Origin of the sequence: Aeromonas sp. MR16 (genome assembly GCF_022549315.1) — a bacterium.
GTDB lineage: Bacteria > Pseudomonadota > Gammaproteobacteria > Enterobacterales > Aeromonadaceae > Aeromonas > Aeromonas aquatica.
In genome coordinates this window covers 130,210-143,080 of the sequence record NZ_JAKZFK010000007.1, presented here as the reverse complement: position 1 = coordinate 143,080, position 12,871 = coordinate 130,210, and the positions used below count along the sequence as shown (strand labels likewise).

At 60.8% G+C, this 12,871-nt stretch carries 14 protein-coding genes; 9 read left to right on the top strand and 5 right to left on the bottom strand.

The window, feature by feature from the left end:
* Positions 1 to 23: 23 nt before the first annotated feature.
* Complete coding sequence (locus MM194_RS08025) at positions 24 to 917, bottom strand: DNA replication terminus site-binding protein (protein ID WP_241343254.1); 894 nt, start codon at positions 915 to 917, stop codon at positions 24 to 26.
* A 520-nt stretch (positions 918 to 1,437) separates the two neighbouring features.
* On the opposite strand from MM194_RS08025, the gene MM194_RS08020 reads away from it, so the two are divergent.
* The 7 genes from MM194_RS08020 (at position 1,438) to MM194_RS07990 (ending at position 7,371) form a co-directional block, all read left to right on the top strand.
* On the top strand, positions 1,438 to 1,647 hold the full coding sequence (locus MM194_RS08020; protein ID WP_033130517.1) for a DUF1127 domain-containing protein: 210 nt from the start codon (positions 1,438 to 1,440) through the stop codon (positions 1,645 to 1,647).
* Between the two features lie 264 nt (positions 1,648 to 1,911).
* Positions 1,912 to 2,937, top strand: coding sequence for a succinylglutamate desuccinylase (astE, locus tag MM194_RS08015; protein WP_033130516.1), 1,026 nt, complete (start codon positions 1,912 to 1,914; stop codon positions 2,935 to 2,937).
* Positions 2,938 to 3,208: 271 nt separating this feature from the next.
* Positions 3,209 to 4,306, top strand: a complete 1,098-nt coding sequence (pdhA, locus tag MM194_RS08010; protein ID WP_033130515.1) for a pyruvate dehydrogenase (acetyl-transferring) E1 component subunit alpha — start codon at positions 3,209 to 3,211, stop codon at positions 4,304 to 4,306.
* Between the two features lie 66 nt (positions 4,307 to 4,372).
* Complete coding sequence (locus tag MM194_RS08005) at positions 4,373 to 5,359, top strand: alpha-ketoacid dehydrogenase subunit beta (protein WP_241343253.1); 987 nt, start codon at positions 4,373 to 4,375, stop codon at positions 5,357 to 5,359.
* Positions 5,360 to 5,453: 94 nt separating this feature from the next.
* Complete coding sequence (locus MM194_RS08000) at positions 5,454 to 6,554, top strand: dihydrolipoamide acetyltransferase family protein (RefSeq protein ID WP_241343252.1); 1,101 nt, start codon at positions 5,454 to 5,456, stop codon at positions 6,552 to 6,554.
* A 204-nt stretch (positions 6,555 to 6,758) separates the two neighbouring features.
* A complete protein-coding gene (locus MM194_RS07995; RefSeq protein WP_033130512.1) occupies positions 6,759 to 6,968 on the top strand; it encodes a cold-shock protein in 210 nt (69 codons plus the stop codon).
* Positions 6,969 to 7,065: 97 nt separating this feature from the next.
* A complete protein-coding gene (locus MM194_RS07990; RefSeq protein WP_241343251.1) occupies positions 7,066 to 7,371 on the top strand; it encodes a hypothetical protein in 306 nt (101 codons plus the stop codon).
* On the opposite strand, the gene MM194_RS07985 is transcribed toward MM194_RS07990, so the two are convergent.
* Positions 7,358 to 7,606 carry a TIGR02647 family protein gene (locus tag MM194_RS07985; protein ID WP_033130510.1) on the bottom strand — a complete coding sequence of 83 codons (249 nt, stop codon included), beginning with the start codon at positions 7,604 to 7,606 and terminating at the stop codon, positions 7,358 to 7,360. The genes MM194_RS07990 and MM194_RS07985 overlap by 14 nt on opposite strands.
* Positions 7,607 to 7,852: 246 nt before the next feature.
* Between MM194_RS07985 and MM194_RS07980 the strand changes: the two genes are divergently transcribed.
* Together MM194_RS07980 and MM194_RS07975 are read left to right on the top strand one after the other, a co-directional pair.
* Positions 7,853 to 8,410 (top strand): hypothetical protein, encoded by a 558-nt coding sequence (locus MM194_RS07980; RefSeq protein ID WP_241343250.1) that lies wholly within the window; start codon positions 7,853 to 7,855, stop codon positions 8,408 to 8,410.
* 87 nt (positions 8,411 to 8,497) lie between these two features.
* A complete protein-coding gene (locus MM194_RS07975; protein WP_033130508.1) occupies positions 8,498 to 8,890 on the top strand; it encodes a DUF2750 domain-containing protein in 393 nt (130 codons plus the stop codon).
* A 138-nt stretch (positions 8,891 to 9,028) separates the two neighbouring features.
* Here the strand turns inward: MM194_RS07975 and MM194_RS07970 are convergent, their stop codons facing one another.
* The 3 genes from MM194_RS07970 to MM194_RS07960 all read right to left on the bottom strand — a co-directional run bounded on the left by MM194_RS07970 (position 9,029) and on the right by MM194_RS07960 (position 12,779).
* On the bottom strand, positions 9,029 to 10,879 hold the full coding sequence (locus MM194_RS07970; protein WP_241343249.1) for an extracellular solute-binding protein: 1,851 nt from the start codon (positions 10,877 to 10,879) through the stop codon (positions 9,029 to 9,031).
* A 104-nt stretch (positions 10,880 to 10,983) separates the two neighbouring features.
* On the bottom strand, positions 10,984 to 11,877 hold the full coding sequence (locus MM194_RS07965) for an EamA family transporter (RefSeq protein ID WP_241343248.1): 894 nt from the start codon (positions 11,875 to 11,877) through the stop codon (positions 10,984 to 10,986).
* Between the two features lie 155 nt (positions 11,878 to 12,032).
* Complete coding sequence (locus tag MM194_RS07960; protein WP_241343247.1) at positions 12,033 to 12,779, bottom strand: DNA-binding transcriptional regulator YciT; 747 nt, start codon at positions 12,777 to 12,779, stop codon at positions 12,033 to 12,035.
* Between the last annotated feature and the right edge of the window lie 92 nt (positions 12,780 to 12,871).

Here is a 12,871-nt window from a genome sequence, read left to right as displayed (position 1 = left end):
GCGTCAGCCCCCGTGGGGGGAGGCTACCCCTGATAGCGGTAGAGGTGCAGCCGCTCTATGATGGCTTCGCCCCCTATCTTGCGATCCCGCCGCGCCTGGCGCAGCTTGGGGGGGTAGTGACCGAGGTGGGTGACGCTGGGCGGCGTGTCCGAGCAGAGCAACAGCGGCAGGCTTGCCTTGAGCTGCTGCTTGCGCGGCTCCCTGTCCTGCCACAGCAGGTTGATCATGGGGTGGGTCTTGACCGGCCGCCGGATCCGCAGCTCAACGTCGGCGGGCAGGCGACGAATGTCGTACACCTCCTGATCCACCATCTTGCTCCACTCCTCGTTGTCCGACAGCGCCGGAATATAGCGGCGGCTGCGCTCCAGCATCTCCAGTACCTGCTCCCGGCTGAGGCGGCTGATACTCTGCTTGTCCGCCCAGGTGAAGCCCAGGGAATGCAGCTCTCCTTCCAGCAGCGTCAGCTTGCGGTAGACCTGCAGGGTGATGACCCCGGGCAGCGCCTGGTGCACCAGCTCGAACTTCTCGTCCCGTCCGCCGGCGGCCTGCACCATGGCCTTGAAGGCAAGCTTGTGGCCGTTGATCTCGTCAATCAGCGGGGCGAGCCGTCCGGCGCTGGCGGCGGGGAAGCGCAACCAGCCCGGCAGCCGATGGGTGGCCTTGGTGGAGCAGCCGGGGCGGGCGCTGTGATCCTGATAGGCCCTGAGGGTGGCAGCCAGCGCGGCTTCGCCGCCCAGATAACCCACCTCGATGGCCTCGATGGGATCGTGCTCCTCCCCCAATGGCACCGCGGGGAGGGGATAGACATGGGCCTCCAGCAGCTCGAGTTGACCGAGCTGCCCGGCGAGGCGAGCCAGGGCATCTTCCAGGGTGGTCATCTGCTGGCGCAGGGCGGCACTGGGGGTAAAGGTATCCATCGGCATATCCTGTGGTCGACCCCGCTGCTTGCCCGTGATGGGCGACGCCGGGGCGGGCTAAACTACTGTATAAATAACCATACCAGCATGCTACAGGGGCGCCAAGTGCCGCTTTGATCGGCCCCTTGGACGAAGGGCAAATGCGATAGCCATTTGAGTGTTTTTGTTTTGTATCTGTTTGTTAAATAAGGATCAATAAAAGATCGCATGATTAACAACTGGCTGTAAACCTCAGGTTGTCAACGGGATCGCCGGATCCGGTGACTGCATACCTAATTTGAGAAAGTGCATAGTTAGAAGTACGCCATGCAGCAGAAAATGCTGCAGGGGGAATATGCGGAATAACACATGGCCATTGTTGTTCAAAATCAATGGGTTGATGTTTTTGTGATGCGGTTATTCGCCATTAGTTTTACTAATGTCTTGTATCAAAATTCGTCAATTGAGACGCTCCCTCTGCCTGACTAAGCTTTGCGCAACTGATTTGAACCTTGTGCAGAACCTTCAGAGGAGCCATCCCATGGCCAACATGACGTATACCGAAGCCGGTTACCAGCATTCCAGCCAATCGAATCTGATGGCTCGCGTGAAAACGACTGTCCTGACCTGGCTGGAACGCAGCCGCAGCCGTCGCCAGCTCTCCGAGCTGCCTTCCTACCTGCTCAAAGACATCGGCCTGAACGAAGCCGACCGCTATCAAGAGACCACCAAGCCGTTCTGGCGTGGTTGATCGACCGGGCATGGATGCCTCGTTTTTCTGCCAATAGTCCTTGTATTGCCGCCGCTCACCGCCGGCCCTGTTTCTCCTCGCTTAGCCCGTTTGAATGCCCCTTCTTGCTTGCTGCCCCCATTACGTCATTTGTCATCGCCTGTCGTCACATTTGTATCCTTACTGTTTGAATTTGTTTAAAAACTGATTTTAAGCCCGAGCGCCTTGCGTATAATCCGCATTGTCTGACATCGACAAGTGTGAACCGACAAGAGGGTGAGACGGATGATTCCCCAGCATGACTTTTTGGCCCTGACCCGCCGCCACGAGTGGCAACTCGAGCCTTTCTCCTATGCGCTGCCAAACGGTGACAAGGTGAGCGTGTGGGACACGGGTGTGCTCTGCCTGGAGCCCGCCAGTGGCGCGGGCGATCAACCGGGCGGGCGCAAGGACATAGTGCTCTCCTGCGGCATCCACGGTAACGAGACGGCGCCCATCGAGATCTGCAACCAGTTGCTGACCAGGCTACTCAGCGGTGAGTTGCAGGCCCGCCATCGGGTGCTGTTCCTGTTTGGCAACCCGGCCGCCATGAATCTCGGGTTGCGGGAGGTGGAGGAGAACATGAACCGCCTCTTCAGCGGCGCCCACAGCAAGGGGGAGGGGCTGTGCAACCGGGAGCGGATCCGCGCCATGCGCCTCGAGCAGTATGTGAGCCGCTTCTTCGCCGACTCCGCGAGGCCCCGCTACCACTACGATCTGCACACCGCCATCCGCGGCTCGCGCCACGAGAAGTTTGCGGTCTATCCCTTCCCCCACGAGCGGCCCCACTGCAAGGAGCAGGTGCAGTTCCTCGGCGCCTGCGGGGTGCGCACCATACTGCTCTCCGCCGGGCCGACCACCACCTTCAGCTATTACAGCTCCCATCGCCACGACGCTCATGCCTTTACGGTGGAGCTTGGCAAGGTACGCCCCTTTGGTGAGAACGACATGACCCGCTTCATCGAGGCTCGCCAGGCACTGCAGGAGCTGGTGACCCGGGACGAGATGGTGCTGGAGCCCTGGCGGGCGGACGACTTCACCTTGTTTGCCATCGATCGGGTGATCAACAAGCGCTCGGCGCAGTTCCGTTTCCTGTTTGCCAGCGACGTGGACAATTTCACCGAGTTTCCCCAGGGGTTTGTGCTGGCGGAGGACGGGGATCGGCAGTACAGGGTAGAGAAACCGCGGGAGGCGGTGGTCTTCCCCAATGCCAACGTGGCCATAGGCCAGCGTACCATGCTGCTGGTGGTGCCGACCCGGCTCTGGGAGTGAGCTGAGCCCGTTTTTGCCCGCCAGACCGGCGCCCCTGGCGGCCGAGGAGGCAGAACACATAATGGGAATGATCCCGTACCCACACTGACAGGGAGCCCGAAAGGGCTCCCTTCTTCGTTCCTGCTCGCCGAAAACCCCATCTTCTTTCCAAAATTAAAGAAGTTTCTACTGGTCTAACCTGACGAAATTCCATTGCTATAAAGTTAACATGTTGTTTACATTTTGAGGGTCACCTCATGGTGGTGACGTTGACAACGGCAAGGAGCCAGTTATGACCCATGTCGACATCCCTTTCCTTCGTTACCTCGATGAGGAGGGGCGCCCGGTCGCGACACTGCCGACCTGGCTGGACAAGGCGACTCTGCACACCTTCTACCGCAACATGGTGATGGTGCGCAGCTATGACAAGAAAGCGATAGCGCTGCAGCGAACCGGCAAACTCGGCACCTTCCCCTCTCATCTGGGGGCGGAAGCGGTGGGGATTGGGGTCGGGCTCGCCATGCGGCCAGAGGATGTCTACGTACCCTATTACCGGGACATGCCGACCCTCTATGTGAGGGGCGTGCCCATGGAGCAAAACCTGCAATATTGGGGCGGGGATGAGCGGGGTAGTGTTTTCTACAAGTCAGATGGCGAATTATCGGAAGATTTACCTATCTGTGTGCCCATCGCTACCCAGATCACCCACGCCGCCGGCATCGCGGCTGCCTTCAAGCTGCGCAACCAGCCGAGAGTCGCCGTGGTTACCATCGGCGATGGCGGCACCTCCAAGGGGGATTTCCTCGAGGGGCTCAACTGCGCCGGTGTCTGGCACCTGCCCATGGTGATGATCATCAACAACAACCAGTGGGCCATCTCGGTGCCGCGCAAGCTGCAGACCAGCGCCCCCACACTGGCCCAGAAGGGCATAGGGGCCGGCGTGCGCAGCCTGCAGGTCGATGGCAACGACGTGGTGGCCGTCTATGAGGCGACCCGTGCCGCCATGGAGCGGGCCCGCAGCGGCAAGGGGCCGACCCTGATCGAGGCGGTCAGCTACCGGCTCGGGGATCACACCACCGCCGATGACGCCACCCGCTATCGGGAATCCGCCGAGGTGGAGGCCGCCTGGGCCAAGGAGCCGGTCAAGCGACTGCGTCAGTTCATGGCTGAGCAGGGCTGGTGGGACGAGCAGCAGGAGCAGGCCTTGCTGGTGGAAGCCGGCCGGGAAGTTGAGCGCGCCGTCGCCGCCTACGAGGGCATGGCGCCCCAGGCGCCGGAGACCTTGCTGGATTACCAGTTCGCCGAGCTGCCGAGGGACTATCGTGCCCAGCGCCAGCGCATCATCGCCAAGGGGATGCAGGCCCAGGGCGGGGAGAAACACCATGAGTGACATGAGATTGGACCGCGAGCTGCCATGGGCGCTTGGCGAGGTGGTGGCTGGTTTCGGGGAGGTAGCATGAGCGAAATAACGCTGCTCGAAGCGATCAACCTGGCGCTGCATCACGAGATGGAGCGAGACCCTGACGTGGTGGTGCTCGGCGAGGATGTGGGGGTCAACGGCGGGGTGTTTCGCGCCACCGTGGGCCTGCGCGACAAGTTCGGCTTCAAGCGGGTGATAGACACCCCGCTCGCCGAGGGGCTGATCGCCGGGGTGGCGGTCGGCATGGCCACCCAGGGACTCAAGCCCGTGGCCGAGTTCCAGTTCCAGGGCTTCATCTTCCCCGGCATGGAGCAGATCATCTGCCAGGCGGCGCGGATGCGCAATCGCACCCGTGGTCGGCTCTCCTGTCCTCTCGTCTACCGCTCTCCCTATGGCGCCGGCATCCATTCGCCGGAGCACCACAGCGAGAGCGTGGAGGCGTTGTTCGCCCATATTCCCGGGCTGCGAGTGGTGATCCCCTCCAGCCCCAAGCGCGCGTACGGTCTGCTGCTCTCCGCCATCCGCGACCCGGATCCCGTGATGTTCTTCGAGCCGGATCGCATCTACCGATCCATGAAATCGGACGTGGTGGATGACGGTGTCGGTCTGCCGCTGGATGTCTGCTTTACCCTCAGACCCGGGCGGGATCTCACCATAGTCGCCTGGGGCGCTTGTATTCAGGAGGTGATGCGGGCCGCCACCCAGCTGGCGGAGGTGGACATCCAGTGCGAGGTGCTGGACTTGGCCACCATCAAGCCGCTCGACATGGAGAGCATCCTCACCTCGGTGCGCAAGACCGGTCGCCTGCTGGTGGTGCACGAGGCCTGCGGCAGCTTCGGGGTCGGCGCCGAGATAGTGGCGCGGGTCACCGAGGAGGCGCTGACCTCCCTCAAGGCGCCGCCGAAACGGCTCACCGGGGTGGACGCGGCCGTGCCCTACTATCGCAACGAAGAGTATTACCTCATCACCGAGCAGGATATCGCGGATGCGGCTCACCAGCTGATGGAGAAAAATTGGCTATGACCTTGTTCACATATTGGCGGTTGAACGATCGCGCAGACGACAGGCATGGAATTTTTCAACGTGCGGTGATTTCCCAGCGGATGGAGAACGGGTCATGAAATTTTTCAAATTACCGGATCTGGGCGAAGGCTTGGCCGAGGCCGAGATAGTGGAATGGAAAGTCAGCGCCGGCGATACGGTGCAGGTGGATCAGGTGCTGCTGTCGGTGGAAACCGCCAAGGCGCTGGTGGATGTGCCCTCGCCGGTGGCCGGGGTCATCGCTCGTCTGTGCGGCCAGGAGGGGGATATCCTCCACATCGGCGCCCCCCTGGTGGAGTTTGAAGGGGGCGAGGATGACGGTACTGTGGTAGGCAAGGTCAGCGCCCATCAGCAGCATATCGAGGATCACTTCGTGGTCGGGGCTATGGCTCCCGGCGGCAGCCTGGTGCAGGCCATGCCCGCGGTGCGGTTGCTGGCGCAAAAACTCGGCCTCGACATCGACAAGATCAAGGGCAGTGGCAGCGCCGGCATGGTGACCGAGCCGGATGTGCAAGCAGCCTTCGAGGCGATGCAAAGCAGTGGCAACGAGTTTCTCAAGGGATCTCGCCGTGCCATGGCCAAGGCGATGGAGCTGTCTCACAAGACAGTGGTGCCGGTCAGCCTGACCGACGAGGTGGATCTGAGGCACTGGCGTGCCGATGAAGATGTGACCGTGCGTCTCATCAAGGCCATCGGAGTGGCGTGCCGCGCCGAGCCCTCCATGAACGCCTGGTTCGACGGGGATACTCTCTCAAGACGTCTATTCCAGGAGGTCAACGTGGCCATCGCCGTCGACTCCAAACACGGCCTCTATGTGCCGGTGATGGAGAACGTGGCCGAGCGGGAGCGGGCGGATATCCGCCAGGGGCTGGACCGGATGATCGCCGACGTGAAGGCCCGCGCCGTGCCACGGGAGATGCTGCAGGGGGCGACCATCACGCTGACCAACTTCGGCGCCATCGCGGGCCGCTACGCCAGCCCCATAGTGACGCCGCCTCAGGTGGCCATTATTGGCGCGGGCAAGTTGTTCGAGAAAGTGGTGTTCATCCACGGGGAGGCGAGACCAGTACGGGCCCTGCCATTGTCGATGACTTTTGACCACAGGGCCTGCACCGGCGGGGAGGCCGCACGCTTCCTCAAAGCCCTGGTTCAGGCACTGGAATCTGCGGACGTATAAACGACGGTGCCCTGCGGTTGGCAGGGCACAAATTTGTTTGCGTAATCGACAAAGGCACGTATAATCCTAGGCAGCTTGAAAGGGCGATAGTTATGTCAATGAAGACGATGTTCTACATTTTCTCCTGTTGTCTATAAGTAATCCCGTTTTTGAGCTTTATCCGCTGAAAAGCATAAGTAATTTTTTTGAATACAGGTTAAAGATATGTCTAACATGATCACCGGTACCGTTAAGTTTTTCAACGAAACCAAAGGTTTTGGCTTCATCCAGCAAGAAAACGGCCCGGACGTTTTCGTTCACTTCAGCGCTATCGGCGGTAACGGCTTCCGTACCCTGGCTGAAGGTCAGCGCGTACAGTTCTCCGTGACCCAAGGTCAGAAAGGCCCGCAGGCTGAGAACGTAACTGCTCTGTAATTCTTACAGAATTTAAGAAAGCCGTGGTGCCTCTGGTACCACGGCTTTTTGTTTATGGCATATTCTTAAACCTCCCTCATCCATCACGCCAATCTCCATGATCCCATCACTGCTGCTGACCGCATCCTTGCTCGGCCTTGCCGAGGTTCCCGTACCGGATCCCGTGGCGAGTCAGGCCGTGACCGTCTGTCAGCAGTTCGTACAGGTGCGTCTGGGGAAGATGGAATTGCCTGATGAGATCAAGGCTCAGCCGGTGGCAAAGCGGGTGGGAGAGTGGTTGAACGATGGCAAGATAAAAGGACCCGAAGGTCCTTTGCTGTTTGCTTGTCTGCTGCGACAAGGTAAACATTGGGAATTGCTCAACTTCTCGCTCTGGGCGCCGCAGGAAATCAACTCGGCTTGAGCGCGACCAGCAGATGATGGAGATGTTCGAGCATGGTCATGCCGAAGGGGGTCAGATAGCCACCATCGGCGGCACTGATGAGGCCCTGTTGATGCATCCGCTCTGCCGCCTGGCACAGCCCTTCAGACATGTCGCTGCGTAACTTGATCCCCTGACTCATGTTGGCCGGATCAAAGCATGCCAGTATTTTCAGCTCATTTACAAAATCGTCAGAAACCTGGTCGATCCCACTCATGGATGCACTCCTTACGCTAAAGATGTATGCAAACTAGCATTCCCGATTTTACTTTAGTGCGCGCTGGCTCAAACTATTGGGCTTTGTCCGGACTGGCTGAGTGCGAACGCTGCTTTTTTGGCCTCAGTTCCCAGGCAGGGCAAGCGTGACGGGCACAATCCGTGAGCCGGTAAACATGATAGAATAGTTTCTCTTTTGTCTTTTCGGCCAGGTTCGATCCCGGTCTTCCAGCTCAAGGCGCCTCTTATGATCACTGTGACTCTGGTCTCTCTGCTGCACTCCCTTGCTCCCCGTTTTCCTGTTTATGCTCCCTCTCTGCTGCTGCCCTTGCTCGATGCACACCAAGGGGATCTTTGGCTGCCTGGCATCAAGGGGGAAGACATGACGCGCCTGCGCCAGCATGCCAAGGGGGGAAGTGCGCAGATACTGGTGTCGCTTGCGGCGGGGTGGTGTGATTTTGCGGCGGGCAATGAGGGGAAGACACCCGAACTGGACGCGCTGGAAAGTTACGATGACGAGATGATGGACAACCTGCTGATGTATTGGAGCCATCCAGCCAAGATCAACAGCCCGATCACCGATAACCTGTTCGAGCTGCGCCGTGAGGTGGTGGATGAGGCCCACGGTAGCAAGCTGGCGAGCGCCTGGCAGGAGCAGCAGCAGGCACGCTTCGAGCAGATCATGCAAGGCGTGCAGGCCGGTCGGGATCAGCTCTGCTTCGTGGAGGTGGAGTCCGCCTACTGGCTGCGCCAGCGTCTGAGTGAGACGCCCGGGATTACCCTCATCGCCCCGACGCTGGGTTGAACCCGCCAGACGATAACGTGCTCATGCTGGACAAGCCGTCGGCAAGATGTGAACATGTCGCCCTTTATTGAACGAGAGACTTGACCAATGAGCTATGAACTTAGCGACACCGAGCGCAATGCCGCGCTGCAACTGAACGCCGACTACCGCTTTGATCACTTCATCAGCAAGCTGGTCGAGCACGAAGAGCTGTTTGTCCTGACCGACGAACATGGCGTCATGATGCTGACCACCGAAGACGAAGACTGCATCCCTGTGTGGCCGCACCCTGAGTATGCCAAGGCCTGGGCCGAAGGCGAGTGGGCCGACTGCAAGCCGCAATCCATCACCCTCAAGGTGTGGCTGGAGCGCTGGGTCGATGGCATGGAGCAAGACGAGCTCTGCGTCGCCGTGTTCCCGACCCCGGATCAGGAAGGCATAGTGCTGGAGCCGGCCGACGTGGCCGACGCCATCGCTCAGAAGCAGGCCAAGCGCGGCTAATCCCCCGCCTCTGTATCTGCTGACATAAAAAGACCTCGCCAAGCTGCGGGGTCTTTTGTTTTCAGGCATCTCTCTTTTCGTACAAGAGACCCCGTCCGATATGGCGCGAGGTCTTTCGTTTGGTGCTGCAAGCAAGGTTCAAAGCTGCTGGTAGCGGGTATCGATCAGGGTGACGGGAGGGAAGCGCTGGCCACTCTTGATGGCCGCTTGTGTCTCCTGTTTCACCTGCTCGTCGATCCAGAACAGGCCGCCAACGCTGTAGCCCGAATTGGTACCATCGAGCGGCCAGTACAGCAGATCGCTCTTGGGGGTCGCCGGGATCTTGGGCAATTTCACCCAGCGCCAGGCGCCGGCCCGGGTGTAGGGCACCTGATAGGCGGGCACGAAGCTGGCGAGCTCATAGAGCCGTTGCTGGATCTGGCGAGACAGCTCGGCCTTCTTGGTAAAGTCGAACGCCTTGTCGAACTGCTCCACCAGGGCGGTGATGGCATCGTCATCGATGTTCATGATGTTGTTGGTCTGGGGCTTGTTGGCATTGACCTTGTGAAAATGCTCCCAATAGGCGGGATAGCGGCCGGAGCTCCAACCCATCCAGGCGCTCTGGTGCTTCTTCTCCAGCATGGATTTGAAACCGGCGGAGGCATCCATCAGGTTCAGCTCCAGATTGAGGCCCGCCTTCTTCGCCTCTTCCCGCAGCAGGGTCAGGCGCTGGGCATGCTCCTGGGTGGTGTAGGTGATGCTGAGCGAGAGGGGCTGCCCCTTGTCATTTTGCAAGATGCCATCGGGCCCTGTCCTGGTGAAGCCCGCCTTGGCGAAATATTCCCGTGCCAGCTTGGGATCAAAGGGGCGCGCCTTGAGATCCGTGTTGGTGAAGGCGCCCTGACCTGAGCCATAGCTGTTGAGACGCTGGTAATCCCCGCGCAGCAGGGTGGCGATCATCTTGTCGATGGCGAGCGCGTACTGGATGCCGAGCCGCACATTGAGATCGCTGAGCAGGGGATCGGCGGTGTTGAGGTAGAGCCCCATGGGTGACTGCGGCGTCTGGGTATAGAACCAGATCCTGTCGATATAGCCCTTGTCGAATTCGGCGGTCTTGCTCTTGTCGTGCCACCAGTTGGGCATGACGAGGGGGAAGGTATCGAGCTCGCCGCGCAGGAAGTGCTGCCAGGCGATGTTCTGATCCCGCAGCACCTTGATCTCGATCTGATCGGGATTGAAACGGTGCTGGAAGTAGCGCTCCCCATCCCCCCACCAGTCCTTGACTCTATTGAAGGTCACGGACTTGCCTTTCTTCAGCTCCCCTATCTCATAGGCGCCGGTGACCGGCAGTATCTTCCAGTTGTACTCCTTGACCCAGTTATCGGTGAGCTTGATGGCATGGCTCGGCTCCGGACTGAAGGGCAAGGATTCCAGCAGATCTTCCCGGCTCTTCTCGGTGCCGCTGGTGATGGACAGCGTGTGATCGTCGAACTTGGTCACCGCGCTTATCTGGGTGCTGTAGTAGTTGTTGTACCAGGGATCGTTTATCTCCTTGCTGCGCATCATCTTGAGGGTAAACAGCCAGTCGTCTGCGGTGACGGGCTGACCGTCCGACCAGCGGGCCTTGGGGTTGATGCGAAAGTAGAGGGTCTTGTTGTCGGTCCCGAACGCCCACTGGTTCGCCAGCATGGGCATGGGCTTGCCGGTGAGGGGATGGGTGGCGAGCAGCGGCAGGGTGCCCTCCCGGATATAGCCCGCGAAGCCGCCGTTGGAGTCAGGCCCGTATTTGCGCAAGGTGAGCGGGAAGCTCGACATGAAGTCGTGGAAGGTGCCGCCACGCCGGGCGGCGGGATCGGCGTAGACGGGGTCATTGTCGTTGCTCTCCCACACAAGATCCGCCGGCAGGGCGGCGCTCCAGCCAAAGGTGCTGAAAAACAGCGGGATCACCAGTGTCGTGAGTCGTACAAGGCGTGGAAACAGTGAAATGGTTGGTGACGAAGGGTGCAGCATGTCCTTGCTCTCCTGATGATCGGCGTCCTGCCGGGAACGATGTCAGGCCCGGGAGGGCCTGTCTCATGATGGGAACTTTCCCTCGGTTGGTCAATGCCGCTGCTTTAGTGCTCGGCCTGGGGCTTGAACAGCCTCATGCGCCCGCCCAGCACATGCACCACGAAGCCAAGCAGCACCAGGCCGGAGCCCAGCCACTGCAGGGTGTTGGGATGCTCGTCGAGCAGGAGGGCGGCGGCCACCATGCCGACGCAGGGCACTAGAAGGGAGAGCGGCGCGACCTGGGCCACCGGATAGCGCATCAGCAGGCGCCCCCAGAGCCCGTAGCCGAGCCAGGTGGCGACCAGCGACAGGTAAAGCACGCACAAGAGTCCCTGCCAGCTGAAGTGCTGCAGGCTGCTGGCGATGCGCTCCGGCCCCTCGAACAGCCAGGAGAGCGCGAGGAACGGCAAGATGGGCACCAGACCACCCCAGGCGATGAGGCTCGGCAAGCTGGTCTGATAGCGCAGGCCAATCTGGCGGTTGATGACGTTGCCAAGGCCCCAGCAGGCGGCCGCGCACAGGGTCAGCATGAAGCCGAGCAGGGTGAGATTGCCCTCGCCGTTGGCGGCGATCAGATAGAGGCCACACCCCGCCAGCGGCAGCGCCACCCAGTGATGGGTCTGCCAGCGCTCCCCCAGCCAGATCATGGCGAACAGCAGGGTGAACAGCACCTGGGATTGCAGCACCAGAGAGGCCATGCCCGCCGGCATGCCGAACTTCATGGCGCTGAACAGGAAGGCGAACTGCCCAAGGCTGATGGCGCCGCCATAGGCCAGCAGCCAGCGCCAGGGCATGGCGGGCCTGGGCACCAGCAGGATGGCGGGGAACACCACCCCGATGAAACGCAGCGCTCCCAGCAGCAGAGGCGGGATCCCGTCCAGCCCCCACTTGATCACCACGAAATTGAGTCCCCAGCACAGAATGACCAGGGCGGCCAGACACTTGTCCTTGGCTTGCATGATGCGTCCTTGTTGATACGGCAGTTGTGATGCGAAAGGCACTGGTCAAAGGGCGCCGGCGAGTCGACAGAGACTCGAGCATAACCGCTCAGGGGTGAGGGGTGTCAACCAGATAGCGGCAATGGAAGTGGCAATAGTGCGCCGCCAAGGGCTGGTCAGGCGGCGACGCAGTGCAGGGTCACGCTGCGGGCCGCGAGGGCGCCACGCATGGCGGCGGGCAGGGCATCATCGGTGACCAGCACGCCGATCTGTCCCGGGATGCCCAGCGGGCTGGGGTGGATGACGCCAAACTTGCTGCTGTCGGTGATGACCACGTTGGTCACCCCCTTGGCCAGCACGCTGTTGACCACGTCGGCTCGCATCATGTCGCGGCCGGTGAAGCCGACGTCGGGATGAAAGCCATCCACCCCGATGAAGGCCTTGGAGAAGTGCACCTGCTCGATGCACCGCCGGGTGAGCGGTCCCACCACGCTCTCGCTCTGCTGCTGATAGAGACCGCCGAGCAGCACGACCTGGGCCTGGGTGTCTTTGAGCAGATGGGCGATGAAGCTGCTGATGGTGATGATGGTGACGCGTTTGTGCAGGGCCAGGTGGCGGGCCAGCAGGGCATTGGCGCTGCCCCCCTCGATAAACACCGTCTCGCCATCCTCCACCAGCTGGGCGGCCCGCTCGGCGAGCCGCTCCTTGAGCGGATAGTTGATGTTCATGCGGGCATCGGGATCGTCGCTCTTCAGGACCATGGCAAAGCCGTGCACCCGCTTGAGCAGCCCCTGTTTCTCCAGCTCGGTGAGATCGCCCCGTACCGTGACCTCGGACACCCCGGTCTGTGCGGCCAGGTCGCTCACGCTCATCTTGTGGGCCTGGTGGACCAGGGTGAGGATCTGTTGGCGGCGTTGATTCATGGCAAGGGCTCGATGCGAAGGATGAAAAAAACATGGCGGCAGGGCCGCCATGAGGGTTCCCGTCAGAGGCTGTGCTCGATGCGGGCGATGAT

Bases quoted from the DNA above. Each gene is read 5' to 3' on its own strand.
- pdhA (WP_033130515.1), top strand. From the start codon at position 3,209: ATGACCCATGTCGACATCCCTTTCCTTCGTTACCTCGATGAGGAGGGG.
- MM194_RS07980 (WP_241343250.1), top strand. From the start codon at position 7,853: ATGATCACTGTGACTCTGGTCTCTCTGCTGCACTCCCTTGCTCCCCGT.
- MM194_RS07970 (WP_241343249.1), bottom strand. From the start codon at position 10,879: ATGCTGCACCCTTCGTCACCAACCATTTCACTGTTTCCACGCCTTGTA.
- MM194_RS08025 (WP_241343254.1), bottom strand. From the start codon at position 917: ATGGATACCTTTACCCCCAGTGCCGCCCTGCGCCAGCAGATGACCACC.
- astE (WP_033130516.1), top strand. From the start codon at position 1,912: ATGATTCCCCAGCATGACTTTTTGGCCCTGACCCGCCGCCACGAGTGG.
- MM194_RS08000 (WP_241343252.1), top strand. From the start codon at position 5,454: ATGAAATTTTTCAAATTACCGGATCTGGGCGAAGGCTTGGCCGAGGCC.
- MM194_RS08020 (WP_033130517.1), top strand. From the start codon at position 1,438: ATGGCCAACATGACGTATACCGAAGCCGGTTACCAGCATTCCAGCCAA.
- MM194_RS07960 (WP_241343247.1), bottom strand. From the start codon at position 12,779: ATGAATCAACGCCGCCAACAGATCCTCACCCTGGTCCACCAGGCCCAC.
- MM194_RS07990 (WP_241343251.1), top strand. From the start codon at position 7,066: ATGATCCCATCACTGCTGCTGACCGCATCCTTGCTCGGCCTTGCCGAG.
- MM194_RS07965 (WP_241343248.1), bottom strand. From the start codon at position 11,877: ATGCAAGCCAAGGACAAGTGTCTGGCCGCCCTGGTCATTCTGTGCTGG.
- MM194_RS07985 (WP_033130510.1), bottom strand. From the start codon at position 7,606: ATGAGTGGGATCGACCAGGTTTCTGACGATTTTGTAAATGAGCTGAAA.
- MM194_RS07975 (WP_033130508.1), top strand. From the start codon at position 8,498: ATGAGCTATGAACTTAGCGACACCGAGCGCAATGCCGCGCTGCAACTG.
- MM194_RS08005 (WP_241343253.1), top strand. From the start codon at position 4,373: ATGAGCGAAATAACGCTGCTCGAAGCGATCAACCTGGCGCTGCATCAC.
- MM194_RS07995 (WP_033130512.1), top strand. From the start codon at position 6,759: ATGTCTAACATGATCACCGGTACCGTTAAGTTTTTCAACGAAACCAAA.